Origin of the sequence: Paraburkholderia sp. GAS42, assembly GCF_050436565.1 — a bacterium.
Lineage (GTDB): Bacteria > Pseudomonadota > Gammaproteobacteria > Burkholderiales > Burkholderiaceae > Paraburkholderia.
Window position 1 is genome coordinate 1 of sequence record NZ_JBNDML010000013.1, and the last position, 26,736, is coordinate 26,736.

At 59.1% G+C, this 26,736-nt stretch carries 26 protein-coding genes and 6 pseudogenes; 22 read left to right on the top strand and 10 right to left on the bottom strand.

The genetic code is table 11. From position 1 onward, the window contains the following. Positions 1-272, bottom strand: a pseudogene (locus P3T16_RS19495) (IS21 family transposase); the annotation flags it as partial. Positions 273-429: 157 nt separating this feature from the next. Between P3T16_RS19495 and P3T16_RS19500 the strand changes: the two are divergent. Continuing rightward, positions 430-654: pseudogene (locus tag P3T16_RS19500) on the top strand (IS5/IS1182 family transposase); the annotation flags it as partial. A gap of 370 nt (positions 655-1,024) precedes the next feature. Here the strand turns inward: P3T16_RS19500 and P3T16_RS19505 are convergent. Beyond that, the gene (locus P3T16_RS19505) at positions 1,025-1,663 is read right to left on the bottom strand and encodes a TetR/AcrR family transcriptional regulator (protein ID WP_429260428.1); all 639 of its coding nucleotides are present in this window, start codon (positions 1,661-1,663) and stop codon (positions 1,025-1,027) included. 122 nt (positions 1,664-1,785) lie between these two features. Between P3T16_RS19505 and P3T16_RS19510 the strand changes: the two genes are divergently transcribed. From P3T16_RS19510 to P3T16_RS19520, 3 genes are all read left to right on the top strand, one after another. Further along, a complete protein-coding gene (locus tag P3T16_RS19510; RefSeq protein ID WP_429343489.1) occupies positions 1,786-2,139 on the top strand; it encodes a hypothetical protein in 354 nt (117 codons plus the stop codon). A gap of 73 nt (positions 2,140-2,212) precedes the next feature. Next, positions 2,213-3,106, top strand: coding sequence for an NmrA family NAD(P)-binding protein (locus P3T16_RS19515; protein ID WP_429343490.1), 894 nt, complete (start codon positions 2,213-2,215; stop codon positions 3,104-3,106). 300 nt (positions 3,107-3,406) lie between these two features. Next, a complete protein-coding gene (locus P3T16_RS19520) occupies positions 3,407-4,117 on the top strand; it encodes a GNAT family N-acetyltransferase (RefSeq protein WP_429343491.1) in 711 nt (236 codons plus the stop codon). 351 nt (positions 4,118-4,468) lie between these two features. On the opposite strand, the gene P3T16_RS19525 is transcribed toward P3T16_RS19520, so the two are convergent. After that, positions 4,469-5,521, bottom strand: coding sequence for an AraC family transcriptional regulator (locus P3T16_RS19525; RefSeq protein WP_429343492.1), 1,053 nt, complete (start codon positions 5,519-5,521; stop codon positions 4,469-4,471). Positions 5,522-5,695: 174 nt separating this feature from the next. Here P3T16_RS19525 and P3T16_RS19530 point away from each other — a divergent pair, with 174 nt between their 5' ends. The 6 genes from P3T16_RS19530 (at position 5,696) to P3T16_RS19555 (ending at position 12,461) form a co-directional block, all read left to right on the top strand. Further along, the gene (locus tag P3T16_RS19530; RefSeq protein WP_429343493.1) at positions 5,696-6,802 is read left to right on the top strand and encodes an enoyl-CoA hydratase/isomerase family protein; all 1,107 of its coding nucleotides are present in this window, start codon (positions 5,696-5,698) and stop codon (positions 6,800-6,802) included. 2 nt (positions 6,803-6,804) lie between these two features. Next, entirely contained in the window at positions 6,805-8,034 is a 1,230-nt protein-coding gene (locus tag P3T16_RS19535) for a CaiB/BaiF CoA transferase family protein (protein ID WP_429260435.1), read from the top strand. Between the two features lie 215 nt (positions 8,035-8,249). After that, positions 8,250-9,572 (top strand): fumarylacetoacetase, encoded by a 1,323-nt coding sequence (gene fahA, locus P3T16_RS19540; RefSeq protein WP_429343494.1) that lies wholly within the window; start codon positions 8,250-8,252, stop codon positions 9,570-9,572. Between the two features lie 54 nt (positions 9,573-9,626). Continuing rightward, the gene (locus tag P3T16_RS19545) at positions 9,627-10,001 is read left to right on the top strand and encodes a DUF485 domain-containing protein (protein ID WP_429343495.1); all 375 of its coding nucleotides are present in this window, start codon (positions 9,627-9,629) and stop codon (positions 9,999-10,001) included. Beyond that, positions 9,994-11,580, top strand: coding sequence for a solute symporter family protein (locus P3T16_RS19550; RefSeq protein WP_429343496.1), 1,587 nt, complete (start codon positions 9,994-9,996; stop codon positions 11,578-11,580). Before P3T16_RS19545 ends, P3T16_RS19550 begins: the two co-directional genes overlap by 8 nt. Before the next feature lie 323 nt (positions 11,581-11,903). After that, positions 11,904-12,461, top strand: a complete 558-nt coding sequence (locus P3T16_RS19555; protein ID WP_429343497.1) for a DUF302 domain-containing protein — start codon at positions 11,904-11,906, stop codon at positions 12,459-12,461. Between the two features lie 713 nt (positions 12,462-13,174). Here the strand turns inward: P3T16_RS19555 and wrbA are convergent. The 3 genes from wrbA to P3T16_RS19570 form a co-directional block, all read right to left on the bottom strand. Continuing rightward, positions 13,175-13,774: an NAD(P)H:quinone oxidoreductase gene (wrbA, locus tag P3T16_RS19560; RefSeq protein WP_429343498.1), complete on the bottom strand. Its 600-nt coding sequence runs from the start codon at positions 13,772-13,774 to the stop codon at positions 13,175-13,177. Positions 13,775-14,066: 292 nt separating this feature from the next. Further along, a complete protein-coding gene (locus P3T16_RS19565; protein WP_301786463.1) occupies positions 14,067-14,432 on the bottom strand; it encodes a nuclear transport factor 2 family protein in 366 nt (121 codons plus the stop codon). Beyond that, complete coding sequence (locus tag P3T16_RS19570) at positions 14,429-14,758, bottom strand: glutathione S-transferase N-terminal domain-containing protein (RefSeq protein ID WP_429343499.1); 330 nt, start codon at positions 14,756-14,758, stop codon at positions 14,429-14,431. The genes P3T16_RS19565 and P3T16_RS19570 overlap by 4 nt, the downstream gene beginning before the upstream one ends. A 178-nt stretch (positions 14,759-14,936) precedes the next feature. Here P3T16_RS19570 and P3T16_RS19575 point away from each other — a divergent pair. Continuing rightward, positions 14,937-15,389: pseudogene (locus tag P3T16_RS19575) on the top strand (helix-turn-helix domain-containing protein); the annotation flags it as partial. A 223-nt stretch (positions 15,390-15,612) separates the two neighbouring features. On the opposite strand, the gene P3T16_RS19580 reads toward P3T16_RS19575, so the two are convergent. Beyond that, positions 15,613-15,963 carry a DUF4148 domain-containing protein gene (locus P3T16_RS19580; protein WP_429343500.1) on the bottom strand — a complete coding sequence of 117 codons (351 nt, stop codon included), beginning with the start codon at positions 15,961-15,963 and terminating at the stop codon, positions 15,613-15,615. 342 nt (positions 15,964-16,305) lie between these two features. On the opposite strand from P3T16_RS19580, the pseudogene P3T16_RS19585 reads away from it, so the two are divergent. From P3T16_RS19585 to P3T16_RS19600, 4 genes and pseudogenes are all read left to right on the top strand, one after another. Next, positions 16,306-16,782 (top strand): annotated as a pseudogene (locus P3T16_RS19585) (IS5 family transposase); the annotation flags it as partial. 189 nt (positions 16,783-16,971) lie between these two features. Then, positions 16,972-17,229 carry a hypothetical protein gene (locus tag P3T16_RS19590; protein ID WP_429260442.1) on the top strand — a complete coding sequence of 86 codons (258 nt, stop codon included), beginning with the start codon at positions 16,972-16,974 and terminating at the stop codon, positions 17,227-17,229. A gap of 240 nt (positions 17,230-17,469) precedes the next feature. Beyond that, positions 17,470-17,799 carry a hypothetical protein gene (locus tag P3T16_RS19595; RefSeq protein ID WP_429343501.1) on the top strand — a complete coding sequence of 110 codons (330 nt, stop codon included), beginning with the start codon at positions 17,470-17,472 and terminating at the stop codon, positions 17,797-17,799. Positions 17,800-17,948: 149 nt separating this feature from the next. Next, positions 17,949-18,170, top strand: a pseudogene (locus tag P3T16_RS19600) (DNA ligase D); the annotation flags it as partial. Positions 18,171-18,311: 141 nt separating this feature from the next. On the opposite strand, the gene P3T16_RS19605 reads toward P3T16_RS19600, so the two are convergent. Continuing rightward, positions 18,312-18,587 carry a hypothetical protein gene (locus P3T16_RS19605; protein WP_429260444.1) on the bottom strand — a complete coding sequence of 92 codons (276 nt, stop codon included), beginning with the start codon at positions 18,585-18,587 and terminating at the stop codon, positions 18,312-18,314. Positions 18,588-18,883: 296 nt separating this feature from the next. Between P3T16_RS19605 and P3T16_RS19610 the strand changes: the two genes are divergently transcribed. The 4 genes from P3T16_RS19610 (at position 18,884) to P3T16_RS19625 (ending at position 21,184) form a co-directional block, all read left to right on the top strand. Then, a complete protein-coding gene (locus P3T16_RS19610) occupies positions 18,884-19,570 on the top strand; it encodes an SOS response-associated peptidase (protein WP_429343502.1) in 687 nt (228 codons plus the stop codon). A 233-nt stretch (positions 19,571-19,803) separates the two neighbouring features. Further along, positions 19,804-20,454, top strand: coding sequence for a tyrosine-type recombinase/integrase (locus P3T16_RS19615; RefSeq protein ID WP_429343503.1), 651 nt, complete (start codon positions 19,804-19,806; stop codon positions 20,452-20,454). A gap of 89 nt (positions 20,455-20,543) precedes the next feature. Beyond that, positions 20,544-20,789 (top strand): AbrB/MazE/SpoVT family DNA-binding domain-containing protein, encoded by a 246-nt coding sequence (locus P3T16_RS19620; RefSeq protein ID WP_133661564.1) that lies wholly within the window; start codon positions 20,544-20,546, stop codon positions 20,787-20,789. Continuing rightward, the gene (locus P3T16_RS19625) at positions 20,786-21,184 is read left to right on the top strand and encodes a PIN domain-containing protein (RefSeq protein WP_429343504.1); all 399 of its coding nucleotides are present in this window, start codon (positions 20,786-20,788) and stop codon (positions 21,182-21,184) included. The genes P3T16_RS19620 and P3T16_RS19625 overlap by 4 nt, the downstream gene beginning before the upstream one ends. A gap of 96 nt (positions 21,185-21,280) precedes the next feature. Here the strand turns inward: P3T16_RS19625 and P3T16_RS19630 are convergent. Continuing rightward, a pseudogene (locus tag P3T16_RS19630) lies at positions 21,281-21,742 on the bottom strand (NAD(P)/FAD-dependent oxidoreductase); the annotation flags it as partial. A 291-nt stretch (positions 21,743-22,033) separates the two neighbouring features. Next, the gene (locus tag P3T16_RS19635) at positions 22,034-22,846 is read right to left on the bottom strand and encodes a DNA-binding transcriptional regulator (RefSeq protein WP_429343505.1); all 813 of its coding nucleotides are present in this window, start codon (positions 22,844-22,846) and stop codon (positions 22,034-22,036) included. A 249-nt stretch (positions 22,847-23,095) separates the two neighbouring features. Here P3T16_RS19635 and P3T16_RS19640 point away from each other — a divergent pair, with 249 nt between their 5' ends. From P3T16_RS19640 to P3T16_RS19650, 3 genes are read left to right on the top strand one after another with little or no spacing between them, the layout of a single operon-like run. Beyond that, on the top strand, positions 23,096-24,946 hold the full coding sequence (locus P3T16_RS19640; protein ID WP_429343506.1) for a bifunctional 3-(3-hydroxy-phenyl)propionate/3-hydroxycinnamic acid hydroxylase: 1,851 nt from the start codon (positions 23,096-23,098) through the stop codon (positions 24,944-24,946). Position 24,947: 1 nt separating this feature from the next. Then, entirely contained in the window at positions 24,948-25,898 is a 951-nt protein-coding gene (locus P3T16_RS19645) for a 3-carboxyethylcatechol 2,3-dioxygenase (RefSeq protein WP_429343507.1), read from the top strand. 18 nt (positions 25,899-25,916) lie between these two features. Then, positions 25,917-26,723, top strand: a complete 807-nt coding sequence (locus P3T16_RS19650; RefSeq protein WP_429343508.1) for a fumarylacetoacetate hydrolase family protein — start codon at positions 25,917-25,919, stop codon at positions 26,721-26,723. Positions 26,724-26,736 lie beyond the last annotated feature (13 nt).

The window sequence follows — 26,736 nt, forward strand, 5'->3', positions numbered from 1 at the left end:
TCCTGCAATTTGCGCAGCAGGGTGATCGCCTTCAGCTTTGGCGCAGCGCGTAGCAATGGGACCACTTCGCTCTCCCAGACATCGGCGAACGGATCAGGGCGCGAGCGCCAGTAGCGCCGGGGCTGCTGTGACGGTAGCCCCGCTTCGTGTTCGACACGCCGCGCCGTGCGCTCGCTCATGCCTGACTTCGCCGCAGCGAGCTTCTGCGGATGGTGTTTGCGATGGTTCATGTAGAGGCGGACCTGCTGGTCGGTGATGCGGCTTCCAGACATGGGCTGACCGCCTCTTTTTAGGTTCAGTCAGCCATCCTAAGCCTCGCCGATCCGGCGCCGCCGGCAGTTCGTCGTCTCCGGCGGCTACGCCGCCTCCGACTCCTCACTACCGGCCAAGATGAATGTCGGTACACCGGACGAAATCATTGTCGCCCCCCAGCTGGACAAGACGCCTGATGCGATGACCGTGCGCAGGCGAACCGTCGAACATGTCTTTGGAACGTTCAAGCATTGGATGGGCTACACGCACTTCCTGACGCACAGGCTGCCCAATGTAGGTACCGAGATGAGTTTGAACGTACTCGCCTACAATCTCGCGCGAGTGCTGAGAATCCTGGGGTTCAAGAAAACAATGAAGGCAATGCGGCTGGTGGGTGCGTGAGCACCCCGTAGGTCCTGAAACAAAGCCCTTAAACTCGCCTATAACGCATCAGAGGGGTTCACCTTCTTGTCGGCGCCGTGATAGCCGCAAAGGCAGTCAAACGCGCCGCCGGGGTCAGGGTCACGCGTCGCATTGTTATGCCATCGGGTTTCCACACGACCTGGACCCATTTGCGCCATTCAGACAAGACTCACGACCGTCCGCTTCCCGGCCGATACGAGCCAATCGTCGGTGACGCTTTGACCTGCCGCTCGCCGGCCATCGCGCGCGGAAAACTAAGCGGCGCGTTTCGGCACGGTGGAAGAGAGCGGCGGCTCTGGCGTCCTTAAACGAGATGTGTTGATTTGCCAGCAAATCAACACTCAATGGTTTATGCACTCTCTGCTTGCGAACTCCGGCGCTTACGTGTCGGGACATTTGCTTGTGGCGAACACTGCAATAGAACGCGAACGACGTTTTGCGCGTTCAGCAGGATCGTCTCCTCTGTGCCTGGATCAGGGGCGAGTCGGGACAGCGTCACCGCACCCACCAACGTCGAAACAATCGCATTGGCCACGTCTGCATGCCCCGCGATACCTAGCTGCTGCGTTTGCTGGGCGATCTGTCGGACCAGGCGCTCGTAGCCGTCTACGGTCGTCGCCTTGACCTGTTCGTCGGAGTGCCGAAGTTCACTGCCCAGATTAGCCAAAGGACACAAATACACCGGGTCTTTGCCCTGAAGTTGGTGAAGATAGAGAGAAACGATGGTACCGAGCGCTTCCCTTGGCGGCTTGCCGGCGATGGCACGCTCGAACATGTCCATCAGTTGCCCGAACGCTGCGCCGTTGGCTTCGGCAACCAGTTGCCCCTTCGATCGGAAATGCCGAAAGAAGCCGCCTTGCGTCAGGCCAGCGGCAACCATGATGTCGGCGATGCCTGTTGCGGCGAGACCCCTGGTTAGGAATACCCTGGAAGCCGTTGCGACGATACGCTTCCTCGTTTCGGCCGTTTCAATTCTCGACTTTCTCATTTTGCTGACCCTGGTTCCAGAAAAACGCCTTGCGGTTTTTAGAGTTCTAGTCTACTCTAAATTTAGCGGTCGAGAATGCTCTAAATTCCGACGAACTCGATGTCCCACCTTTAGAATCCGAAATGACACAGCCAGCCATCCAGGCGTTGCCCCTAGTACCGACCGCCAGGATCCTGGCGATCGGCCAGTTCACGTCGGCACCATCGTTAGACCAGCTCAACGCCCATCTACCGTTGGAAGTCCCTCAAACGATACGCCTCTATCTCGACGGCAAGATCGCCCAGTGGTACGCCCGGCAGGATCGCCCCGGCGTTGTCTTCCTGCTCGACGTTACGAGTGTCGAGGAGGCGCATGCACTTCTCGAGGAGTTGCCCCTTGGTCAGGCTGGTCTCATGACGTTTGAGTTCATTCCCCTTGGACCTCTCAAGCAGTTACAAGTCTTGCTTCCGAACTCTTCGTCAACAAGCGGCAGTTGAGCAAATGCCCCGCTAACGGCATCGCCGAACTTCAGTGAACTCCTTGTCCACGGAATACCATCAGGATAACAAAATGAGTAGCGATCTCTATTTGATCACCGGTGCCACCGGCAAAACCGGCAGCACCGCCATTGAGGAACTGCTGTCGCGCGGCGCCAGGGTAAGGGCCTTTGTTCACCGCGACGACGAGCGGGCCGCGGCATTGCGTGCCAGGGGCGTTCAGGTTGTCTGCGGCGAGTTGCTTGACAGCCATGCAGTACGCCATGCATTGCGGGGGGTGACCGGCGCCTACTTCGTCTATCCGGTCATGCAACCGCAACTCGTTGATGCGACCGCGTATTTCGCGGATGCCGCCAGGGACGCAGGTCTTCGCTCGATCGTCAATATGTCGCAGATTTCAGCACGTCCACAGGCCAAGAGTCGCGCATCGCTGTCTCACTGGTACGGTGAGCGGGTGCTCGACTGGGCGGGAACGCCGGTGACGCATCTGCGCCCCACCTTTTTCATGGAATGGCTGACGTATAGATTTCAACTACCGCAGATCGCCAATCATGACCTTCTTAAAGTGCCGGCAGGAAACGGCCGCCACGCCCCCATTGCGGCGTCGGATCAAGGACGCGTCATTGCCAACCTCCTGTTGAATCCGACGCCGCATGCGGGGAAGAGTTATCCGCTGTACGGCGCTGTCGAGATGAGCCACGCCGAACTTGCCAGGACGTTGAGTGAGGTGCTGGGCAGGGAGATCCGCTACGAGGACGAGAGCTTCTCTGCGTGCGAGCAACGCCTGTCGCAGATGGGTCTTTCTGAGCATTTCATCCAGCATGTCGTTTCGGTGTATCGCGACTATCACGACGGCGTCTTTGCCGGCACCAACGACCTGGTTGAAACCATTACGGGTAGAAAGCCAATCACAGTTGGCGAATACGTCAAAGCCAATATCGAGCTCTTTCGGCCGAACACGAAGTAGATCCAGAGTCGCCCCGCCATCGACCACACATTCGGTTAGCGCATCGGATTTGGAACCAGCTACGGGCGTGTTCTTTCAGCGCGAAATCACGTAGCGACCGCGAGCCGCGCGAAAGTTTGGCGTCTCAGTAGCCCCAACCGTCGTGCGCACATCCCAATCGGCGGATTGCGAAAGCACTTCTGGACGGATCCCGACGGGTGATCAAACAGCGTCTTTCACCGGAAATGTGAGCGCAACCAGAATGCTGCCGTGTCACGACGCTGCGGCAGTCGGTCCTCCGCAAATTGCGAGGTAACAACTATGCACCCCTTAGACAATCCAGTATGGCAAGCACTCACAGGCCCTCAACGGCATTTCGGCATCGGCGAGGGTCGAGCGAGGCGCTATCAGCCAGACATTTCGCCAATAGCAGCACTGGAAAATCCTCTGGCCAGCGAGTCGTGGACAGCACTTGCCGATATCGTGGAGGTTGGCGAAACGATCGGTCTGTTCGGCACCAGGAGCGAATCAGTGCCGGACGGCTGGGAAACCGAGTGGCGCGATCCGTTTCTGCAGATGACCTGCACGCAGACGAGTTTCCGCGCACCGATCAGGGGTACGACGGCGCTTGTGATTAGGGAGCTTCATCTGTCCGATGGCGCTGCGATGGTGGCCCTGGCAGGCTTGACGCAGCCCGGACCGATGGAGGAGCGCACGGTAACACTCGGGCGCTATCTCGGCATCTTCGACGGTAACGCTTCCCTCATTGCGATGGCCGGCGAACGCGTTCGCCTTGACGGGTTCACGGAAGTCAGCGGCGTCTGCACGCACCCGGACCATCGGGGTAAAGGCTATGCCAATGTCCTTGTCGCCGCGCTCACGAAGCAGATCGTCGAACGCGGCGATACGGCTTTTCTTCACGTCAAGGACGGAAATAGCGGCGCCGCTAGAGTGTACGAAAAACTTGGATTCTCGGTCCGTGCCGTGCGCGACATCGCTGCATTGAAAAAAGTGGAAGAGATGCAGGCCTGAACTTTCGACCCGATCGCCGCTCATTGAGGAAGCCCGGCGCGATTTGCCCGTCTCGACCAGGATCCTGGCGATCGACCAGTTCACGTCGGCACCAGCGGCAGACCAGCTCAAGGCCCACCTGCCGTTGGAAGTGCCCCAAACGGTACGCCTCTCGTGGCTGCCGTTCTGATTTGCTGTCTCGTATGTTGGAGTGCCGCATGACCCAACACGATACGTTTATCGGCCACGTTTGGCGGCGCGCTTCGGGCAGCGCCGCAAACCTCCAGCCTCGAGGCGGCCGGAGCCGCGCGCACCAGCCGCAGTGCAGTGCCGGCGCGGATGCTTCACTTTTGTAACAGTCGTCGGCCTCCCTTACGCATCCTTGCTTTGCCCCTTTCGATACAGACTGGGTGAATTTCCAGTCCACTTCCTGAACGACCTGCGGAAGCTCGCTGCATCAGAAAATCCGATGCGCTCGGCGACCTGATCAATGGGAAGCCTTGTATTTTCAAGAAACTCGATAGCGAGTGAACGACGAACGTCGTTCAGCACCGTTTGATACGAATAGTGATCATCGGCCAATCGTCGATGCAAGGTTCGGAGTGACATACCTAGCTGGGCAGCCATCTTCTCGGCCGAAGGGAACACGCCCGGCGAGTTTAAGCAGGCCATCCGTATTTGCCGGGGAAGCTCGGGGATTCCGTCCCGTTCCTCAAGAATGCGATCACAAAGTTGCTGACAGATTTGCGCAGTGATCGGATTTGCATTTGGACACGGGCGATCCAGCACGCGAACGTCAAAATGCCATTCCATCGAGTCGGCACCGAACTCCACTGGACAATTAAACATCCTTTCGTAGTTTCGCCAATGCGGAGGCGCCGGATACGCCATGACCATCCGCTTCGACGGAAATGGCGCTTCCAGCACCCGGCTGAATAGAACCGTCATTGAGCTCCGCCAGAATTCCGCGACAAACGGCAACATGTCGCGGAGCGACGCGAGCCCATGGCTCCTCAAGATTCCGGTGTCCCCCTCGGTCGAATAGCTGATTTGCAGAACTGCCCCGGCCATCGTGACATTTTCAACGCTAAATTTCAGGGCGTCTCCAAAGGTCGTACTGCTGACCATGGCATAGCCATATATGCCGAAGTCACTGATCCTCTGACGCGCCCCTGCAAGCAATCCCACATCGGCCCGTGTCGCAAGCCGTTGGGCGTTTCGATAGATTGCGAGGCGTTGCCGGTGTGAGATTCTCGCCTGATGATCCTCCAGCTGTCTCGCATGGACGCCGGTATTCGCGAACAGTTTGTTCACGGAAACCCCTTCTGCCGCCAGCTCGGCCGCGAGCGCGGCCAGCCCCAGAAGACTCTGCGTCGGAGCGTCGAGATCCGGATACAGGGGCGTAATTATTTTCGGTGGTCGCACGATACGTCTCGCTCCAATATGCGGATATGCTCGCACAATTTTCAGGTGCCTGTCGAGGGCGCTTTGGCACACTTTGACGCGGCAATTGGCGTGGTTTGACGTTGCTGCCTATCGATGTCGCTGAGATAGTAACCATCAACGGCACATGCCGAAATTTTAGATGGAGACGAGTCAGTGAAGCCCTATCTGACACTGGTGACAACCCTGATTAGCGCCCGTCGGAAATCCATGGATGGCGCAATCGGCCCCCAGCCGTATTCGCAATTCCCCCATGGCGATATGTCGGAAGCGGGCTGGACAGCGGGTTGCGGATGGCTCGCAAAACCGCGCGCACGTCCGTTCCGCGACGCAACACGCTTCACCCCTTTCAACCCATCGCGGCGGCGTCCGTTTTCGGCGTACCCAATCGGTAACGGACACGCAGGCCGAAATCCCGACCCATTAGCAACGCCGCGGATGCCGCCCAGGCCAGCGGCCTTTCTCCGTCTAACGAACACTGTAGAGAGAACCATGACTACTGTAAAAATTGAAATGGATGGTGCCGTAGGAGTCGTTTCACTGGCAAAGCCACCGCACAACCTGATCGACGACGCGATGATTGCAGATTTACTCGCCGCGTATCGAGACGTAGTGGCCAAAGGCGCCCGCGCGATTGTGCTCAACAGTGAGATGCGTCACTTTTCCGCGGGTGCGGAAATGAGCTCGTTTTCTGACGGCAAGACGGTGATCCAGCATAACCCGGATCAATTCTTCGAGTTCCTCGATGTGCTGGAGAACGCACCGGTCCCGACCCTCGCTGCTGTTCATGGAGCCGCGCTTGGCGGTGGCCTTGAACTGGCGCTCACCTGCGACCTGATCATCGCCGCAGACACGGCCTACTTTGGACAGGTCGAGAACATCGTGGGCCTGATCCCGTTGCTCGGGGGCACTCAACGACTCGTTCAGCGAGCGGGCGTCGTGCGGGCCAAAGAAATTGCGCTGATCGGGCGCCGGCACTCAGCGGAAGCATTTGAACGCTGGGGCATCATCAATCACGTTGTGCTGGAAGCCGAACTCCAGACTGCAGCCAAGTCGCTGGGCAAACAGCTGGCAGCAGGCCCGACCGCAGTCCTCAACGGCATCAAGCAGCAGGCCAATCTCTCGGCCAATGGCGGCGTCCGTAGCGCGGACCTGGAACAGGTCAACCTCAACAACATGATCTGGAAGACGGCCGACCGGGAACGAGGTTTCGCATCGTTCTTTTCGACAGGGCCCGCAACAGCCGAATTCAAGGGAGACTGATCATGTCAGCACCACTCGAAGGCATTCGCGTGATCGATTTCACGCGGGTGCTAGCCGGACCGCATTGCACCAAAACCCTACTGGACCTCGGCGCGACCGTTACCAAGATCGAGCCGCCTTCCGGCGATATCGGCCGCGTGAGCATGCCGCATATCGGAGACATGTCTCTGTACTACGTTCAGCAGAATGCCGGAAAGCGGAACGTCAGCCTCGACCTCAACTTCCCAGAGGCACGGGCGATCGTGATCGACCTGTGCCGGGACGCAGACATCATCGTCGAAAATTTTCGTCCGGGAACGTTGAATCGGTTTGGACTCGGCTATGAGCAGGTACGCGCCTTCAACCCGTCCGTGATTTATGCGTCTTTGAGTGGGTACGGGCAAGCGACGTCCTGGCGAAACCGTCCGGCGTTCGCGCCGACCGTGCAGGCCGAGTCGGGACTGACCGACATCGTCCAGAACCATTTCGGCGATGCGCTCACTGAAGTGCGTAACGACGCGTGCAGCCACGCCGACATGTACACCGGACTTCACGGCGTCATCGGAATCCTGGCTGCCCTCCAGCATCGGTCCCGGACCGGAGAAGGGCAACACGTCGACGTCTCGATGGCCGCCACCATGCTGTCAGTTAACGAACGTTTGGGGGCACAACTTTCGGAGATCGATACAGAAGGCGAGCCGATCATTCTATCGGCGCCTGATTCGCACATCTTCGATCTGCCGGATGGCCGCCGGCTCACCATCGCGGGCAGCCCGATATACACGCCAATGTTTACGCGTTACTGCGCGATGATGCGCCGCAACGATTTGCTAAGTGACCCTCGCTTCGGCACGGCGCTGTCGCGGCGACAAAACATTGCTTATCTGCTGGCCGAGGTCCGCGCGTGGATTGTCACATTCAACGATCTGGATCTACTCCAGACGCAGGTTAGCGAAGCCGGACTGGCGATTGGCGTAGTCCGAAGCGTCAACGAGTTCGCCGACTCCGAGTGGGTACAGGAATGGGGTGCGCTAGTCGATGTGGACGACAGGTCCGGCGGCACGATACGCATGCCAGGTGCGCCGTGGCATTTTAGCCAGTCCGAGTTGCCGCAGCCAGGCAGTCCGGCTTTCCAGGGCGAGCATAACGTCGAGGTGCTCTCAGAGCGCAACCTCAGCGCAGCGCTCATTCAGGATCTGCAGGAGCGCCGAATCCTCCTGAGCAGGCGCAACCCTGCGGGCACGTTCGACTGAGCGCAAGGGTCGCTACCCGTGAATGCGCAGGTTGAACGATCCTGGGCGAATGGTGAAGTCTATCCCGTCGATTTCACATCTTCAGATTCACGGGGCCGGTCGAGCGGCCTCGCCACGTCGTCACCTGCGAGACAGGCTTGCGAGGATCGACGTACTGAACGAGCGGGTCATCTGGCGACCGGCTCGGGCCTCCACCTGATTGAAGCGAGACGAACATGCAACAGACTCTGAATCAGACTCACGATCCCGCTGCGCGCAGCTGGGTTGAGTCTGCCAACGCACAGGCCGGCGACTTTCCCATTCAAAACCTGCCGTTTTCAGTTTTCCGCAGAAAGAATTCCGATGAGGCGTTTCGGGGCGGAGTCGCGATCGGTGATCAGGTCATTGACATGTCCGCGTGGGCGTCTTATGCCGGTCTGAACGAGACGGCGAGAGAAGCTGCGAAGGCGTGCGCGCAGCCCGTTCTCAATATGTTTTTTTCGATGGGTCCGTCTTCGTGGAGCGCATTGCGACACGCACTATTCGAGGCGCTTCACGAGCACGCCAGTTCCGACGATCGCGCAGCGATCAAGGCGTGTCTCGTCCCGCTTTCCGAAGTGGAGTACGGTCTGCCCGCACAGATCGGTGATTACACGGATTTCTACACCTCGATTCACCACGCGACAAACATCAGCAAGCTACTCGGCTTGAGCGGCGTGGGTCCCAACTTCAAATCGATACCCATTGGATACCATGGCCGAGCTTCGAGCATCGGGCTAAGCGGCCAGCAGTTTCGGCGTCCAGCGGGCCAGATCATGCTTCCGGGCGAGGAGACCCCGACCTTCTCGCCATCGCTCAAGCTGGACTACGAACTTGAACTTGGCATTTACATCGGACAAGGCAATGCGGCTGGCGAGTCGATTGAACTGGATCGGGCTGACAGTCATGTGTTTGGGTTATGCCTGCTCAACGACTGGTCTGCCCGCGATATTCAGGCATGGGAGATGCAGCCGCTAGGACCGTTTCTGGCAAAGAATTTTGCCACCACCGTCTCGCCGTGGATCGTGACCCTGGACGCACTGGCTCCGTTCAGACTTGCCCTGCCACGCCCGGACACAGATGGAAGACCGTTGCCTTATCTGGATTCGCACGAGAACAGCGCCACGGGGGCAATCGATATCCAGCTGGAAGTCTGGATGGAGACTGCGCGTCACAGAGCCGGGAACCTCCCGGCGTCGCAACTCTCGCTCACCAGCTTTAAGCATCAGTACTGGACCATCGCTCAGATGGTCGCCCATCACACCGTCGGCGGCTGCAATCTGCGCCCGGGAGACCTGCTTGGAAGCGGCACGATTTCGGGTCCAGAGAAATCAGAAGCCGGGGCCTTGATGGAGCTTGCACGCAACGCAAGCGACCCGGTCACGCTCAGTACGGGTGAGAAGCGCAGCTACGTCGAGGATGGAGACGCGATTATCCTTCGCGGCTACTGTCAGAAACCTGGCTTCGCCCGGATTGGATTTGGAGAGAGCCGCGGCGAGGTCTTGCCGGCGAAGGTCTAGCGAGATTACGTATCAAGACGTCCACCATGGGCATGATGACGGAGGAGACCCGACATGCAATCAATGGAATCAATCAACGCTGAGTTCGAGAGACAAAATGCGATGAAAGTCAGATCATCCAGCCTGTCCCTTGTCGAGAAGACGCAAGGGCTCTCTCGGTTTCGGAACCGTTTCGTATGGTCATTGCTATACGCATCCCTGGGAATCTATTTCGGCCTGTTAATCGCAGTCCTGGAGTTTCCTGGCGTGATGTCCCTGCGTGTCTACGGGGAGCTTAACCTCGGACTGCTGGCGATAGTCGTTCAGTTTGCACTCACGATCGCCACTTTTTGGGGTTACTGCGCATGGGCCGAACGAGCCTACGACCCGAAAGCATCTGAACTCCTTCGCAGCGCTATTGCACAATCGAACGGTGATCGACATGAGTAATCTGATCAGTAATGGCGCGCTCAGAATCATCGCTTTTGTAGGCTTTATCGGTCTCAGCCTCCTTCTGACAGGGTGGAGTACCCGCCGATCACGCGGAACATCCGGATTTTTCGTGGCGGGACGCAATCTGTCTCCTTTTCAGAACGGCCTGGCGCTAGCCGGCGACTTCATGTCCGCCGGATCATTTCTAGGTGTGACGGGACTGGTTTCATTATTCGGATTCGATGGGATCGTATATCAGGTCGGCTTCATTGCCGGCTGGATCATGATCATGCTGATCGTCGCCGAGCCGGTCAGAAACTGCGGCAAATACACGCTCTCCGACGTTGTCGCCCTTCGTTTGCGTAGCCGCGGAGTTCGAGCGGCTACATCGGGTTCTTCGCTGCTCATTTCGTTAGCCTACCTGCTCGCGCAACTCGTTGGAGGCGGGGCGCTGGCCAGTCTGCTACTGCCGATTGGCACTAACGCCGCGATCCTGCTGATCGGCGTACTCATGATCGCGTATGTCTTATTCGGCGGAATGGTGGCTGCTACGTATGTGCAAATCGTCAAGGCTGTTTTGGTCTGGGCTGCCGGCGCCGTCCTTGTACTCCTTGCTCTGGCGCATTTCTCCTTCGACATGGGCGCGTTGTTCAACAAGGCACGCCTGTCATCGCTGCATCCAGCGCGGTACTTTCTGCCAGGCGGCTACTTCAAGGATCCACTGGATACCCTCTCGCTCGCGCTCGCTCTGGTGTTAGGTACGGCAGGCTTGCCGCACGTCATGACCAGGTTTTACACGGTGCCGTCCGCCGTCGCGGCGAGAAAGTCCGCGAAAATCGGATTGATCGTGATGACGTCTTTTGCGGGCATGATGATCATCCTCGGATTTTCCGCCAGTGCGATTGTGGGTCCGGCGGCGATTCTCGCGGCAAACAGGTCCGGAAACAGCGCCATCACACTACTCGCGACGACGCTTGGCGGCGGCGCCGGTTCGCCTGGCGGTGAAGTCCTGCTGGCATGCGTCTCAGCGATTGCCTTTGCGACGATTCTCGCGGTCGTCTCGGGCATCATGATCTCGTCGGCCTCAGCCATTTCTCACGACATCTTTGGTCATCTCTTCTCAGGATCTGGCAACAAGGAGCGTCAGCAGGTCACGACTGCAAAGATCGCAACCATCGTCTTCGGCGCCGTAGCTATGGGTCTCGCGCTGCTCGTCCAGACGTTTAATGTCGCATTCCTCGTTGGGCTCGCGTTCGCCATCGCGGCAAGCGCAAACCTACCTGTGATTCTTTTCTCGATGTACTGGCGGCGTTTCACAGACAGAGGCGCGGTCGCAGCAGTACTTGCCGGAACTCTCTCCTCGATTGGCCTTGTGCTCCTGGGGCCCGCAGTCATCGGTGCGAAAGGCATCATCTTCAAGGATTCCACTCCTCCGTTCTGGCTCTCGAATCCTGGCCTCTTTAGCATTCCGGTGGGTTTTATCGCGGGTTGGGCCGGATCGGTCACGACACGTCAAAAGACTGGCGATGATTCCTTCGACGCCCAGCAACTTCGAATGCTAAGCGGTCTCGGGGCAGAAGCCGCTTCTGAACACTGACGTGAGGCTAGACCAATCGTAGGTAGACGATGCGGCTTCATTTCCGTACGACGCGCATAAAGTGAACAACAACATTTTCCACCGCAAAGACACATGAAACACTCGTTCCAGGTACGCGGAGTTCCTACTTGAAACTGTAGTGCCAGAGGATTCACGAAACATGCCCTGCTTCAATGACTGAAATTTCACGAAGTTCCACGAGCGTTACGGCATGGCAGAGACGCCCTTCCGCTGGAAAACATAAATACGATCCGTATATCGAACCTTTCTCTCCAAGGAGACGCTAAGTGATTAGCTTATGTAACGCCGCTTCACGACTTGCCTTGTCCACGGCGACCGCTCTTGCTGTTGGCATGAATGTGGTCTGCACGCCCGCGATGGCAGCAACCGTCGACGTATCGGAGACGCAGACGATTATTGATCATGTAACCGTCTCGTCCAGCAAACCATACGCTTCCGTCAAGCAGGATCTGGAGAGTCGTCTCGGGCGACTCGATGATCATATCCGCACGCTGCTTAAGCAAGACAAGGTAGAAGAATTACGCGCTGCCCTTCAGAGAGCCGCTGCCAATGATGGCCTCGTAATTCACTACATTGGCGTGCACGGAGACTGGCTCGTCTTAAAAGGACAGCACAAGAACGGTACTGAATATTTCACCGGCAACGTTCTTACTGCCGTTGAGATGACCAACGTCAATATGGCGGCCGGACTTTATGCGCCGTTGCGTATTATGGTCTATGAGAACACACAGGGTGGAACAACCATCGAGTACGACAAACCGTCGACCCAGCTCAGTCAATTCCACAGTGCCCAGATCGACGCTCAAGGCCGTTCACTTGACGACCGGCTAGCGAAACTTTGTGCGTCGGTACTGCAATAACAACCTGCGGATTGCGCTCCTCTGCCTCGATGGTATTGTCAACTTGTTAGCCGGCGTTCAACTTAACATACAGTGCTTAAGGATAGCTAAATTATGCAGTGAAACGCCCCGGCGTCGGAACAGGTCACGGTTTCCCAAGCCTCGAAGGCCCGGGTGCGTAGCGACCGCTTCTGCTTTACGTCGGTGTGGTTACGGCAATGCATGCGGTCGGTCGTTCTGCCCAACCACCCACTTCAGCCGACCAGGCCGCAAAGCCGCTGCGGTCGGCTGAACTTTGGCGCTGAGACTGAAGAAAAAGGGGGGCGCTTAACCGCCAACTTCAGGCAGGGCGCTGGGCTTTCCCACGGCCGCTTAGGTAGCGGGAGCGGCCGCTCAATTCCGGCAAGCGATCGTCTGTTAATAGCCGGCAGTACGCATTCACGCAGCCTGCCGGAAAGCTACCGTTGATGAACCCAACGTCCGCTCAGGAGAGCATTCGTCGAACTGGTGCTTGCGGCCAGTTCCCGCCGTTCGCCCATGCGCAAAGAGAGACACTCAAACGGCGGCTTCACACTCGAAAACAGACGCTCATGAACGGAAGGGCGTACGGCCAGTTCAGCCTCGATACAGAGCTACGGCTAACAGCATGAGTTGGGTATCCGGGTTGGGATGGCCGCCAAGGGATCTGTCTGGCCGTCCCGTTCATGCGTTGATGAAGCGAATTGCATCCGACGTTAGCCGAACAGCTTGTTTGCGGTCTTGGCGATCAGCTCGCCTTGATGACGAGCGCCAGCGAGCTCGATGGCGCTCGGCTGACGCTGACCTTGTCCACCGGCAACGGTCGTGGATCCGTAGGGAGCCCCGCCGACGATCTCATCCAACGTCATCTGCCCCTGGTGGCTGTACGGCAGTCCGACGATAGTCATGCCGAAGTGCAACAGATTGGTGATAATCGAGAACAGCGTTGTTTCCTGTCCTCCGTGCTGGCTGGCAGTCGACGTGAAGGCGCCACCAACCTTGCCATTCAGCGCGCCGCTCATCCACAGACCGCCGGCCTGATCCAGAAACGCCGCCATCTGCGAGGACATACGCCCGAAACGAGTCGGCGTACCGACGACGATCGCGTCGTAGTCGGCCAGCTCTGCGACCGTCGCAACCGGCGCTTGCTGGTCGAGCTTGAAGTAGGCGGCCTTGGCCACTTCCTCTGGCACGGTTTCCGGTACCCGCTTGACGCCGACCGTAGCACCCGTCGAGCGCGCACCTTGGGCAACGGCATCCGCCAGCGCCTCGACATGCCCATACGATGAGTAATACAGAATCAGAATTTTAGACATTTTGAACTCCTATGTATATTTGCGCAGCGATTTCGCTACGAAAAAATGTGCCCGACAACGGCACAGTGCTGCTGCTGAACCTGGACGTCGTCCGCCAGTTTGGGCCCGTACGAGCGCCTGCTTTCGGGAGTTCGGGATGGCCAGTGTCCAGTCGGCGCGCACCACCTGAACGTCACACGTGTGAATCGTCCTGTGGGACTGTCCCGATTCCCAGAATACCGGGAGGCACGTGAGTCACGAACTCTGTGTCACGATGTTTGTGCATCGGAAAGCCAAGTGGATCATGGCGCGGCTATGACGGCACGGAATCCAGAAAGACGTAGAGTGCTTCAATCCTCCCGTCGCGAACGATGATGACATCCACGCCCGTATAGTCGGGTACCTCACCACGCGGACCGGAACCCCATGCGAGGCGACCAGCATTGTGGAGGGCCTGCGCTTCACCGTGCGGCGCATAAACAAAATGCGGGTGCGATGCTCGAAGATCTCCGGCGAATTTGTCGAGAGCGTCATGCCCGACAAACGTACCCGGAGGCACGTAGAGCACACAATCTTCGGTATAAAGCTCCTCGATGGCTGCGCGACGACGCTCTGCGTCACCTTCGCCAAAGACCTCCTGAAGGTTACGATAAAGCAGTTCATGAATACGGTCGTTCACTGCGATTCTCCTTGGTGATTGACTACTGCAAGGTATACGAGGATCGCGGCAGACTCGCTGAGTATCACGTCGCCGCCAGGAACGGATCGGTCGATCAGAACCGGGACTTTCGCGTTGGGATTCATTGCCTTGAAGGCGTCAGTCTTCTGCTCGCCCTGGCGCAGATTGACGGGAACCAGCCGATAGTCGAGCCCCATCTCTTCCAGTGCGATGGGTACTTTGATGCTGTTGGGCGTGGTGAATGCATGAACTTCGAGCATGCTCTGCTGTTGCGCGGCATCGGGGCCGGCGAGATCGACAAGCCCTAGTGTCCTCTTTCGTTCCATGATCTATCTCCTGTGCGACGAGACAAATCTAAGGCAGCGTGCTAACTTTCGAAATAGAAATGATTGAAAACCATCGTTGCAGAATTGCGTGTGTCAAAATTACCGGACTTTGAAGGAATCGCGATGTTCGCGAAGGTCGCTGAAGAAGGATCGTTCGTTCGCAGCCGCGGCGGCAACAATGGGTGTCTCTGTCTCCACGGTTTCCCGGGCGGTCACCCGCCTGGAAGAGCGACTGGGGGGCAGGCTTTTTAACCGTACCTCCCGACGACTTGCACTCACGCTGACTGAGCGCGAGGAGATTTCGCGGGCGCTGGTTGCAGGCCGGTCGATACGTTCGATTGCGGTGCAACTCGAACGAACTCCTTCGACCATCGGCCGGGAGATTGCGCGTAACGGCGGGCAGGAAGGCTACCGTGCGAGCCAGGCCGACCAGCTTGCCTGGGATCGGGGACGGCGCCCGAAAGTCTGTAGACTGGTGGAGAACCGGGCGCTGGCAAACATCGTGGCAGGCAGGCTCAAGGTGCAATGGTCGCCGCAGCAGATTGCCGGGTGGCTGAAGCGCACATACCCGGCCAACGAGGACTTCCAGGTGTCGCACGAGACCATCTATCGCAGCCTCTTCGTCCTGGCCCCTTCTGGGGAAATTACGGGCGGCATTGACACAAGGCACTGATAGGCGAGAAGCAAAGTGAACGTCCTGATCATCGGGTAACCTTCGATTCGGACGCGCACACGTTGATCCACCAGCGAAGCACGACAAAGTGGGTGAAAGCCATCATGCCAGACCTCGTTCACTAGCCGACAATAATCATCATTGCGGTGAGCAATCAGGGTCGGGCATTCCGTGCATCTGCTCACTGCCCGCCGTAGAGCGCGTTCAAGCGATCCAGCGTGCCGTCCTGCTGGGCGCGCTGCAATTCCTGCTTGACCTCCGCGCGAGTCTTGCCATGGTAGGCACCGCTACCGCTACTGCTTACGGACGTACCGCCGACTGCGTCCGACGTCATAGCTGCGTTGCTGTCGGAGGCCGTCGTGGATGTGTCGGCGTTGTCACCCGCATAGGCGAGCGTGGTGCACAACGCCAATGCGGCAATAGGGATCAAAGTCAGAGTTTTCATCATATTCTCCAGCATGGTGCATGACATGCCCGACGCCAATCGAATCACGCGGTTTGCGCCGGGATTTCGTGCCGCTTCGAAAAGCATCAAAGGTTCTTGCAAGGACTCGGCACGCTCTTGCAATACCAGGGCAGAATTTCCCTTATTCCCGAGTTATCTCCTTTTTTGTACCGCGACCGCTCCAGGATAGGACCCGGGCATCCAGCCAGGATCCATTTTTCATCACCTGCAACTTATACCCTTGGTGTTTATGAAAGTTCTGCTGGTTGTTCCAGTTGGAACGATATTGGAATTATTTTTCTGATCTGTAAGCAGAACGTCGGCGTAGCGCACGCGCGCCAGCTCAAGGCTCTGTCGGGATGGGCGAATCCTATTTCCCACGATCCATCCATAGGGCCACGACAGTGCGGAAATCAGAACTACAACGGTTCGCTGGATATTGGTGTTCATGGCGGCGACCGGTGCATTAAAAAAAGACCCCAGGCTATCGGCAAGTGCCGAGCCGGATGGACTACCAAGATTCATATGGTTGCCGCGGATGCTCGATCGGCCATAACACTCGAGCTTTCTCCCGGACAAGCCGGTGATGCACCGCAGGGGTGAGCCTTGCTCCAAAGCCTTGGGCCACCCAATCGGCCACTGCACCTGCGGATGGACAAGGCCTACGAAGGCAATGAGACACGGCAACTGGTGCTGGATCTGGGTTTTATCCCCGTTGTTCCGCCAAAGAGCAATCGCCTTGAACCGTGGGAATACGATCGGGAAATGTACAAACGCCGAAACGAAGTGGAGCGACTGTTCCGCCGTCTTAAAGGCTTCCGGCGCATCTTCTCGCGATTCGACAAACTGGATGTAATGTTCATCGCCTTCATCAATTTCGCGCTCATCGTCGATGGACTCAGGTAGTGTGAACGCGCCCTAGACAAGTTGCTCAGGTGCGCTCGAAATCGCGGCATGCCGCCACATTCGAGCCTCGGGAATAAAGCGGACTCTGGCGTGGTTAGCTCAGTGTACGCAGCATGATCGACAGGTCGCAGCGTTTTGCTACTAGCCGCCGATCGACGTGAGCTGCGGCAGAAATGGAAGGAGGCGGACATGAACAGCGCCGAGAAGTCTCTGCGGTTCCTGGTAGATAAATGGCTTGCCCCGACTCCGACGACGCGGCTCCGCGTAATTCAATTCGGTCGCATCGGTCGCATCGGTTGCGAGAGGAGGCGCTATGTGCGCGTAGAGGCCTTGGCCCCGAGCGGTTCGCGTGCGATTTTCTTCTTTCGCCACGATGACGGCTTCTGGTGCGTCTTTCCGCCCTCGATCGCACGGCCGGCATTGACGGATCACCAGCTTGCAGCGTAGGAGAGCGTCGTACGGATCGAAGGCGTCTACAGCGGTTGTGCTGGCGGTTCCCAGTGGGTAACCTGATCCGGCCGTACGATTACAGCACGACAATTGAGGGGCCCAGAGTTTTTCGACACCTTTTGCGCATACAGAGCACGCCGCCTTGGATCTATTGGAGTTAGCCTAACGCCCGAGCTTGGTTTGTCTGGCCTTCGAAATGATGCAATAAAAGAATCACTAGCTACACGCCGCGCGGAAATGGAAGAGCTTGTTAGGAAGTATAAAAAGGGCGGCAGTCCCCACGCGATTGTTAAAAACGTAATGACGCTACGAAGTGTCAGGTTGTCTCATAGACAAAAGCAACCTAAAGCACCGAGCCGGCCCGACTCAACAGATGAGGAAATTGAAGGGTTCTACAACGACAATCTGGAAATCGTGCGATTGTTAATCCATATCGTGCTGGCACGCGCATTTGATTTAACCGAAGCCGCAGATGTACATCGAACATACGCTAGCTATTTTTGGGCGGCAGCACGCGGAGAAGCAACAGAGGGGCATCCGAGATACCGGCCGCCGCATCAGGCGTAATTCGCGTCACGGATCCTGTAAATCCAACGAATTCGATGCATGCGGAGAGTGAAGCCGACGTTCCAATGTTCGCACATGGCTATTCGACGAATGACGCTCGTCGATCGTGCTAAGAAACAGATAGCGCCTACCATTTTGGACGAAGCGCAACGACAGCGATCGCCTTAACGATTCATGCCCGCGCCGGGCTTGCCGTCTCGATGCCGCTTTCCTGGGATGAACTTCCGGACGTCGCGGCGAGCGACCAGTGGCACATGGAGACGGCCGTTGAGTGCATGCGAGCGCTCAGTCGCGATCCCTGTCACGACATGCATGGCATGCGCCAATTGATTACAGGCGCGATGCGCTGGGCCGTTGGACTCATGATATAGGGCGCCTTGGGCGAAAAAGTCGAACCGCCTGCGAACCAGTCCTGTCGATGGGCGGTACGTGCGCCCCGTGCGTGACGCACGCAAGCTATTTTCCGTTGCCCGCGTGGAACCCCGAAATCGCGAAATAGCGGCGCGGTGCTCTCAGTCCAGGTGGACGATCTCCAGCTCAGCTATTTCGATCGCAACGTGTGCATCCCCCTCGGGGATGCTGGCATTGGGATAGGTGCGCAGGATTTCCTGTCGCAAGTCCTTGTACGTCGCGCACTCGTAGTACAGCTCGCAGACAAAATCTTCGTCGCATCCATAGCCAAAATCGCGGACGCAAGGGAACTCGACCTCGCGATACTCGAACGTGACATGCGCGATGGTGCGCTTCGTTGGATCGGGCTGGTCGTCAGCTTCAATCGGCTCGTCCACTTTCCATCTCCTTTGCGCGGTGGCGTCCCGTCGTCCGATCCGGTTGCCCTGACCCAGAAAGCGCAGCCGCGCTCCGGATGCGCACGTATCTGCACGGCATCCCGGTGCCAACAGATGCCGTTACCCGCCTGGTCGTAGCCGTCGTGGTGCTCGCACCAGAAACAGTCCTAGTCGGATTCCGCGCCTAGTAGCGGAACACGTTCATGGCGGGCTCGATATACCTGTATGGATGTACAGTATAGCCAGGATTTTTTGTTTTGCATCTGGCACTATCACGGGATCACCAAGGAGGCTCCATGTGTACCAGCTACCGGGTCGGCGAGACCGATGAGGCCGACCTGTTCGACGGCTTCACGGACTTCCCACGGCCGGACTTCGACTACAAACGCGAAATCTATAAGGACTACACGGCTCCTATCCTGCGGCCGCTCGACGGCGCACCGGGCACGGACGCCGCGACGTTCGGCCTGGCGCCGCGCAGGCGCATCCCGCAGGGCGTGAAGGTATTCGACACGATGAACGCGCGCAGTGAGTCCGTAGGCGAGAAACGCAGCTTTAGCGGCGCGTGGAAGAAGCTGCAACTCTGCCTGATTCCGTGCTCGAGCTTCTATGAGCCGAACTACGAAACAGGCAAGCCGGTCCGCTGGCGGATCGGTATGGCTTCTGGAGCACCATTCGCGATCGCCGGCTTGTGGCGCGCATGGGAGGAGCCGGACGGATTGCCGGCCCTGTCGTTCACGATGCTGACGGTCAATGCGCAGAACCATCCGCTCATGCAGCGCTTCCACAAGCCAGGCGATGAGAAGCGCTCGGTCGTCATCGTGTCGCCGTCCGCATACGACGACTGGCTGGGTTGTCGAAGCACCGACGAGGCGCGTTCGTTCCTGAACCTGTACCCGGTGGAAGAAATGGCGGCCGAGCCGTATCCGTTGCCGCCACGCAAAACGGTAAGGGAAGCCGCGAACGGGCCAATGCTGGAGTGACACGAGGCGCTTCGGCGGCGCATCTGGACTGCCCGTCGATGCATGCCAGGAAAACCGGCGGCTGGCGATCCTGATCTCCTGTGGGTGGATGCGACCTCGGGTGGGTGGGCGCAAGGCGTCGTTTTTCCGAGGAAGTGAGGTTGTTCAAGGCTGTCAGTGGCGCTTGCCCTTCGGTGTAGGCAAACTTCCTCGTAATACCCGAAAATGCAGCACGAGAACTTCGGGATTACACGATGGCAAAGCCTCCGGTCGTCGAGCTTCATCAGATTCGCCATGCGTTGAAAGTCGCAGCCGTCACGGGGCAAACGCCGGTTCGCGATGTAGCGCTTCTGCTGCTGTTATATGGCACTGGCCTCATGCCGAATGAGGCCGCCAAACTCCTTATTTCGGATTACTTGGAAGCGAATGGCTCGGTGCGCGTTGAATCAACCGTTCGCGCCGAAATCGCGTTTAACAGCAAGGCTCGCCCGTTGATATGGGCGAGCTCCAAGATCTGCCAGGCAATTGACAACTACCTGTCGTACCGGGTCGTGGCGCGGCAGGGCGCTCCGGCGGCGTATCGCGGGCTGGATCCTCACGGTTCGCTATTCAGGGCGAGCGACGGACAGCCATTCACCTTTACGCGGCGCATAACGGGCAGCGGCGTGATTAGCTACTCGTGCGAAACGCTGACGGAGATCGTCCGGCGACTTCATCAGCAAGCCGGGATCGAAGGCGGTAACGCATCGGCCGCACGGCGCACGTTTGCCGTACGGCTGCATCGAGACGGTCGCTCGCTGAAACTGATTCAGGAACTGCTTGGAGTTTCGAGCCTGTCTGCCGTTAAGAACCTCATCCAACGCGATCCGGTTCGTCTTTCGTCCATAGTAAGCGGGGTGATTTGAGCGTGACGAATCGTGTGTGGCGCGTGTTCGCATCGCACTTGCATTTTAATCCGCCTTACCTTAAAGTAAGGAATAATTGGAGGGTCACCATGACAGCAGCAACCATCACATCTAAAGGCCAGGTCACGATCCCGGTGGACGTGCGCAACCAGCTTGGCCTGGAATCCGGCGACCGGATCGAATTCAGTTTCAACGAGGAAACCGGCCGGTACGAGGTCTATCCGGCCACTCGTTCACTCGCGTCGCTCAAGGGTATCGTAAAGAAGCCCGCCAAACCGGTTTCGATTGAGGACATGAACCGCGCCATCGCCGAGCAGGGGGCATCGGCGCGATGATCGGACTGGATACAAACGTGTTGGTCCGCTACTTCGCGCAGGACGACGCGGCGCAGTCGAAGAAGGCGACGACGCTCATGGAGTCTTTTTCAGCCGAGCGGCCGGGCTACGTTTCGCAGATCGCGTTAGTCGAGGTCGTGTGGGTACTCGGGCGCAGCTACGGCGTCGAGCGAGACCAGATGAAGGACATCATCGAATCCATGCTTGGCACGAAGGAACTGGTTATCGAAGGTGCGGACACGGTGCGAAAGGCACTTCGCGTTTTCGCGGCGTCAGACAAGGCGGATTTCGCAGACTGCCTGATCGAGCGGTCGGGGCACGTCGCGCAGTGCGAGTACACCGCGACGTTCGATGTGACCGCCTCGAAGGTCGTCGGAATGATGTTGATTAAGTAACAACGGCGAAAGCCGATAACACGGAAAAGCTATGCGATCACGTGCCTGTATGACATTCGTCGTTGTACTGTCCAAGACCCAAGGCCCGGGTGCGACGGCGGCGGCGGTTTTCGCGTTGGGCGTGTTCGTGGCATCGCCGAGCGCGAAGACGTTTGAGTAGATCCTGTGGCGCAGCGTCGCCGGGTCGACATCGACCCAACCCACCTTGTCCGCTAGCGGACTGACGCTGATGACGTCAGGTGCTTTCTGTGGCGGCACCACGTGGATCATGTTGAACTCCCTGGTGATCGATTCCACGACACCGCCCTCGAGCGTGCGCCGCAACGTCGCGCGCCTGGCCGGCCCGTCTATCGCCGTCAGGTTGAAGCCGAAGTTCAGTGCGATGTCGTAACGGTTGACGTACTCCATTAGGGCCGGCACGTAGTCGGCCACGCCGAACAAAACCGCCCCCGCATTGAAGAACTGGACATCTATCTGCCCGAGCCGGCCCGAGCGCCGCCAGTGATCCGAAGACAGGTACATCGCCTTTTGTGGCGCCCCGGCGCATTTGATCGGAATTTTGCGCACTTAGTGGAAGTATTTTCTATCGGCGGAAGAGGTTGCGGAACCTCGCTGCTACGGTTGCAACGGAATGACTTCTGGTGTCACCGTCGAGTGGCGCAGTGCGCCGGAGGGATCGGGAGCAGGGACGAAAGAGCACTGTGGCGACGTGGCCCTGTAGGTCCGTGCCGAGCGCACAGGCGATGCGTGTCACCCAAAGTAGCCCGGCTACGAACATAATCTCCGACAGCAGTGCGACGATGTCATGCGTCGGCGAATTCTATCGCCGCGACCAGGGCGCAACGTTTCTCACTCCTGCTTCTTCCCACACAACTCATCCTGCGACTGGAGCACATCAACCATCTCGCGCACCGCGGTTTGAAGTTCGGGTACGTAACGCCGTTTGGCCTCCGCGAGCGTGACCGCTCGCGAAAGGAACACCACATTCAGACTTGCCAGTACACGCTCACGCGAGACGATCGCTACGGCTACCGCGCCTATCCTGCTTTGCGCGGCCCAGTCGCCGTGATTGGAGCCGAAGCCGTCCGCGCGTACCCGCTTGACCAGGCTTTTGATCAAAGCGTCATTGGAGGCGAGCGCCTTCTGCTCTTCACCGCCCGCGCCCGAGCGCAACAATTCGAGAATATCCTCACGTTCGCCCTCGGGGCACATCGCGAAGTAAGCACGACCGGCGGCCGTGAGCAGAATCGGTAGGCGCCGCCCAACCATCGAACGGTGAAACGACAGCGGACTGAAACGGTGCGTGGTCTCGCGGATGATCATTGCGTCGCCATCCGGCGTGGTCAGGTCCGAAGGCCAGGCCACGCGCTGCAAAAGCCGTCCCATGATGGGCGGCGCGATCGTCGCGATTCGTTCGTCATCTGTAAAACCTTCGCTCAATGAGCGCACCTGAAGCGTCAAACGAAAGCTGTCGTCCGACGCACTGCGTCGCACGAAACCTTCTTCCGTCAGCGTCTCCAGCAGGCGCCGCACCGTGGTGCGATGCAAGCCAGTGAGGTCGCTGATCTGCTGGCTGGTGGCGCGGCCGCTTTCCATTGAATTGAGCGCCTGCAGTACCTGGAGGCCGCGCGAGAGGCCCCGCACGCTCGTGTATTTGGTCACCGAAAAACCTCATTGAATCAATTATGTGCATTCTATGCACATTTTTCAGAAATTGTTGAGGCGACACGGCGCGAGCCATAGACTGCGAGCAAATCAACGATTCAAGGAGACACGAGATGCCGTATCTCGTGAGCGATTTTTTCGCCATGGCGATACGCAATCGTCACACCGTGCTCTCCGTGGATATTTCAAACAAGTCCACTATCTGAAGCGACGGCGCGCAGCGCCGCTCGCGGGAAAGGAGACAGTATGCTTCCAGCCAATGATCCGGCAGCCGCCTGCGGCCGCTGCGAAACCGTGTCAGCCGATGTGGCGATTATCGGCGCCGGCCCGGTCGGTCTGATGATTGCCAATTACCTGGGCTTGCAAGGCGTGCGCGTCGTGCTGCTGGAAAAGCTCGAACAGATCATCGACTATCCGCGCGCCATCGGTCTCGACGACGAAGCGTTGCGCGTGTTCCAGTCGGTCGGCCTCGCCGACGTCCTGTTGCCGCACACCACACCCGACCACTGGATGCGTTTTGTCACGCACACGGGTCATTGCTTCGCATCGATCGAACCACGCACCGACGAGTTCGGCTGGTCGCGCCGCAATGCATTCATTCAACCGCTCGCCGACCGCGTGTTGTACGAAGGGCTGCGCCGTTTCCCGCATGTCGAGGTGTTGTTCGGCACGAGCGTGAGCGCGTTCACGCAGGACCCGGCCGGCGTGACGATTGAAGCGGAAGATCAGAAAGGCCGCCGCCGCACAGTGCGCGCGTCGTACATGGTCGGCGCGGACGGCGGAAACAGTTTGGTGCGCCGCGTGCTCAACGTGCCGTTCGAGGGGCGCACGAAACCGAATCAATGGATCGTGGTGGACGTACGCAACGATCCGATCGGCTCGCCGCACGTCTACATGCATTGCGATCCGAAACGGCCTTACGTGTCGGCAGCGTTGCCGCATGGCATTCGCCGCTTCGAATTCATGGTGATGCCAGGCGAAACCGAAGAAGAACTGTCGAAGCAGGAGAACATGGCCGCACTGATCCGCAAGGTGGTGGCCGATCCGCAGAAAGTGGACTACATCCGCAAGCGCGTCTACACGCACAATGCGAGGCTCGCGAGCACCTTCCGCATGGACCGCGTGCTGCTGGCCGGCGACGCCGCGCACATCATGCCGGTCTGGCAAGGGCAGGGCTATAACAGCGGGATTCGCGACGCCAGCAATCTCGGCTGGAAGCTGGCGATGGTGGTCAAGCAGCTCGCGAGCGACGCGTTGCTCGACACGTACACGGCGGAGCGCCGAGCGCATGCCCGCTCGATGATTCATCTCTCGGAAGTGGCCGGCGACATCTTCGCGCCGACGAGCCGCTTCGGCATCAAATTCCGAGACGCCTTCGTGCGGACCTTCAATGTGGTGCCCGCCATGAAACGCTACTTCGTGGAGATGCGTTTCAAGCCGATGCCGCGCTACGAAACGGGTGTCGTCTTGCTGACGGAGCGCAATCGCAGGCATGGCGTGCTGGCGCGCGTCCTGGAACGCTCCGGTCATTCCGCACCTGGCCGGCTGCTCGGCCTGATGAGCGAGAAGCGCGAATCTCTGCTCGGCCGCCTCGTGTATGGCCGTGACCCGCAGTGTCATTCGCCGGTCGGCCGCATGTTCATTCAGCCCCGTGTGCGTACGGTGGACGGCAGCGTCGTGCGTCTGGATGACGTGCTCGGCAATCGCTTCGCGATCATCGGCTGGGGTTCGGATCCCACGTTCGGGCTGTCGCCGCTCGCGTGCGAAACGTGGCAGCGCCTCGGTGGATGCTTCGTAATCGCGAAGCCCGATATGCAGCTGGCTTTTCATGACGACGTGCCCGAAGGCGTGATCGCCATCGGCGACGTGCAGGGGCGACTGAAGGAATGGTTCTCGCGTGTGCCGGAGTCCGTCGTGTTGCTGCGGCCAGATCGTTTCGTTGCGGGTATGTGTACGCCGCAGCAGGTGTCTGCAGCGATTGGGGAACTGGCCGTCAAGCTGAGCTTCAAGGCTGCGGGACAGCCCGCCGCAGCGGATACAGCGCGTGAGCCGGCCGTCGCATCCGAAAGCATCACCGCGATCGTAGCCGGAGCCTGACATGCCAATACTGCTCGAATGTCTTTCCCATACGCCGCTCAGCGGCTACTATGACCCGGCGCCGGACATCGTCGCTGAAGTCGAGCGGATTCATGCAGCGGCGCGCGCACGCGTTGCCGCCTTCGATCCGGAACTGGTCGTCGTGTTCGCGCCGGACCACTACAACGGTTTCTTCTACGACGTGATGCCGCCGTTCTGCATCGGCGCGTCGGCAAGCGCGATCGGCGACTTCGGCAGTCTGGCAGGCCAGCTTGCCGTCCCCGCCGACACCGCGCTCGATCTCGCGCAAGCCGCACTCGCGGCCGATGTCGACGTCGCCGTGTCGTATCGGATGCAGGTCGACCACGGCTGCGCGCAGGCGCTGGAGTTTCTCACAGGCGCTCTGGATCGTTATCCGGTCGTGCCGGTGTTCATCAATTCGGTCGCACCACCCATGGCGTCATGCCGCCGCGCGCGTTTGCTCGGCGACGCGCTGGGTCGCCGCCTCGCGCGCGCCAACCAGCGCGTGCTGGTGATCGGCTCCGGCGGCATTTCGCACGAACCTCCAGTGCCTGAACTTGCAGGTGCAACGGACGAAGTCGCCGAGCGGTTGATCTCCGGCCGCAATCCGTCGCCAGAATCACGGGCGGCGCGCCAGGCTCGCACCGTCGCGGCTGCTCGCGCATTCGCGGCGGGCGACAGCCGCCTGCATCCGCTCAATCCCGAGTGGGACCGCGCATTCCTGAAGCTGCTTGAGGGGGGTGAACTGCCCGCGCTCGACGGCTTCACCGACACTGCGATCACACGCGACGCCGGCAAGTCCGCGCACGAGGTGCGGACCTGGATCGCGGCATTCGGCGCGCTGCAGGCGTACGGACCGTACCGTGCGACGCTCGATTACTACCGGCCAATCCCCGAATGGATCGCGGGCTTCGGCGCGATGCACGCGCAACCCGTTGCCGAAACCGTCTAACGCTTTATGGAAGTCACCATGAAACATCGAACCCATGCCGAAGCGCTCGCCCTGCGGCTGCGCGAATCCGAACGCACTCGGCAGACCGTTGCACCGCTGCGGGACGACGAGCTATTCACCCATTTGAGCGCGGCCGACGCCGCCGATCTTGCGTACACCGTGCAACAGATCAACGTCGACGCACGCGTGGCCGCTGGCGAACGCATCGTCGGACGCAAGATCGGGCTGACCTCGCCTGCGGTGCAACGCCAGCTTGGCGTCGATCAACCCGACTTCGGCGCGTTGTTCGCGTCGATGGCTCACGGCGACAACCAGCCCATCGCGCTTGGTGAACTGATCCAGCCGAAAGTCGAAGCGGAAATCGCGCTCGTGCTCGAGCACGACCTCACGCATGAAAAGCATACCTACGCCGACCTGATTCGCGCGACGGCCTACGCGGTCGCCGCGATCGAAGTGGTGGACAGCCGCATCGAGGGCTGGAATATCCGCTTCGTCGATACCGTCGCGGACAACGCGTCGAGCGCGCGCTTCGTATTGGGCAGCCGGCCAGTGTTGCTGCGCGATGTCGATCTCGCGGCCTGCGCGATGACGCTTTCGAACGATTCCGAAACGCTTTCGCGCGGCAACGGCGCGGCGTGTCTGGGCAATCCGCTGAACGCCGCCGTGTGGCTCGCGGACCGGATGCAGCAACTCGGCACGCCGCTGCGAGCGGGCGACGTCCTTATGACAGGCGCGCTCGGCCCAATGGTTGCCGTCACGCAGCCCCGCACTTTCAGCGCACAGATTGAGGGTCTTGGCAGCGTTCGCGCAATTTTCTCCGCATAAGCATTCACCCGAT

Coding starts and splice junctions, on each gene's coding strand:
- P3T16_RS19505 (WP_429260428.1), bottom strand. CDS start 1,663: ATGAGAAAGTCGAGAATTGAAACGGCCGAAACGAGGAAGCGTATCGTC.
- P3T16_RS19510 (WP_429343489.1), top strand. CDS start 1,786: ATGACACAGCCAGCCATCCAGGCGTTGCCCCTAGTACCGACCGCCAGG.
- P3T16_RS19515 (WP_429343490.1), top strand. CDS start 2,213: ATGAGTAGCGATCTCTATTTGATCACCGGTGCCACCGGCAAAACCGGC.
- P3T16_RS19520 (WP_429343491.1), top strand. CDS start 3,407: ATGCACCCCTTAGACAATCCAGTATGGCAAGCACTCACAGGCCCTCAA.
- P3T16_RS19535 (WP_429260435.1), top strand. CDS start 6,805: ATGTCAGCACCACTCGAAGGCATTCGCGTGATCGATTTCACGCGGGTG.
- fahA (WP_429343494.1), top strand. CDS start 8,250: ATGCAACAGACTCTGAATCAGACTCACGATCCCGCTGCGCGCAGCTGG.
- P3T16_RS19545 (WP_429343495.1), top strand. CDS start 9,627: ATGCAATCAATGGAATCAATCAACGCTGAGTTCGAGAGACAAAATGCG.
- P3T16_RS19550 (WP_429343496.1), top strand. CDS start 9,994: ATGAGTAATCTGATCAGTAATGGCGCGCTCAGAATCATCGCTTTTGTA.
- wrbA (WP_429343498.1), bottom strand. CDS start 13,774: ATGTCTAAAATTCTGATTCTGTATTACTCATCGTATGGGCATGTCGAG.
- P3T16_RS19570 (WP_429343499.1), bottom strand. CDS start 14,758: ATGGAACGAAAGAGGACACTAGGGCTTGTCGATCTCGCCGGCCCCGAT.
- P3T16_RS19580 (WP_429343500.1), bottom strand. CDS start 15,963: ATGCTTTTCGAAGCGGCACGAAATCCCGGCGCAAACCGCGTGATTCGA.
- P3T16_RS19590 (WP_429260442.1), top strand. CDS start 16,972: ATGAACAGCGCCGAGAAGTCTCTGCGGTTCCTGGTAGATAAATGGCTT.
- P3T16_RS19595 (WP_429343501.1), top strand. CDS start 17,470: ATGGAAGAGCTTGTTAGGAAGTATAAAAAGGGCGGCAGTCCCCACGCG.
- P3T16_RS19610 (WP_429343502.1), top strand. CDS start 18,884: ATGTGTACCAGCTACCGGGTCGGCGAGACCGATGAGGCCGACCTGTTC.
- P3T16_RS19615 (WP_429343503.1), top strand. CDS start 19,804: ATGGCAAAGCCTCCGGTCGTCGAGCTTCATCAGATTCGCCATGCGTTG.
- P3T16_RS19620 (WP_133661564.1), top strand. CDS start 20,544: ATGACAGCAGCAACCATCACATCTAAAGGCCAGGTCACGATCCCGGTG.
- P3T16_RS19625 (WP_429343504.1), top strand. CDS start 20,786: ATGATCGGACTGGATACAAACGTGTTGGTCCGCTACTTCGCGCAGGAC.
- P3T16_RS19640 (WP_429343506.1), top strand. CDS start 23,096: ATGCTTCCAGCCAATGATCCGGCAGCCGCCTGCGGCCGCTGCGAAACC.
- P3T16_RS19645 (WP_429343507.1), top strand. CDS start 24,948: ATGCCAATACTGCTCGAATGTCTTTCCCATACGCCGCTCAGCGGCTAC.
- P3T16_RS19650 (WP_429343508.1), top strand. CDS start 25,917: ATGAAACATCGAACCCATGCCGAAGCGCTCGCCCTGCGGCTGCGCGAA.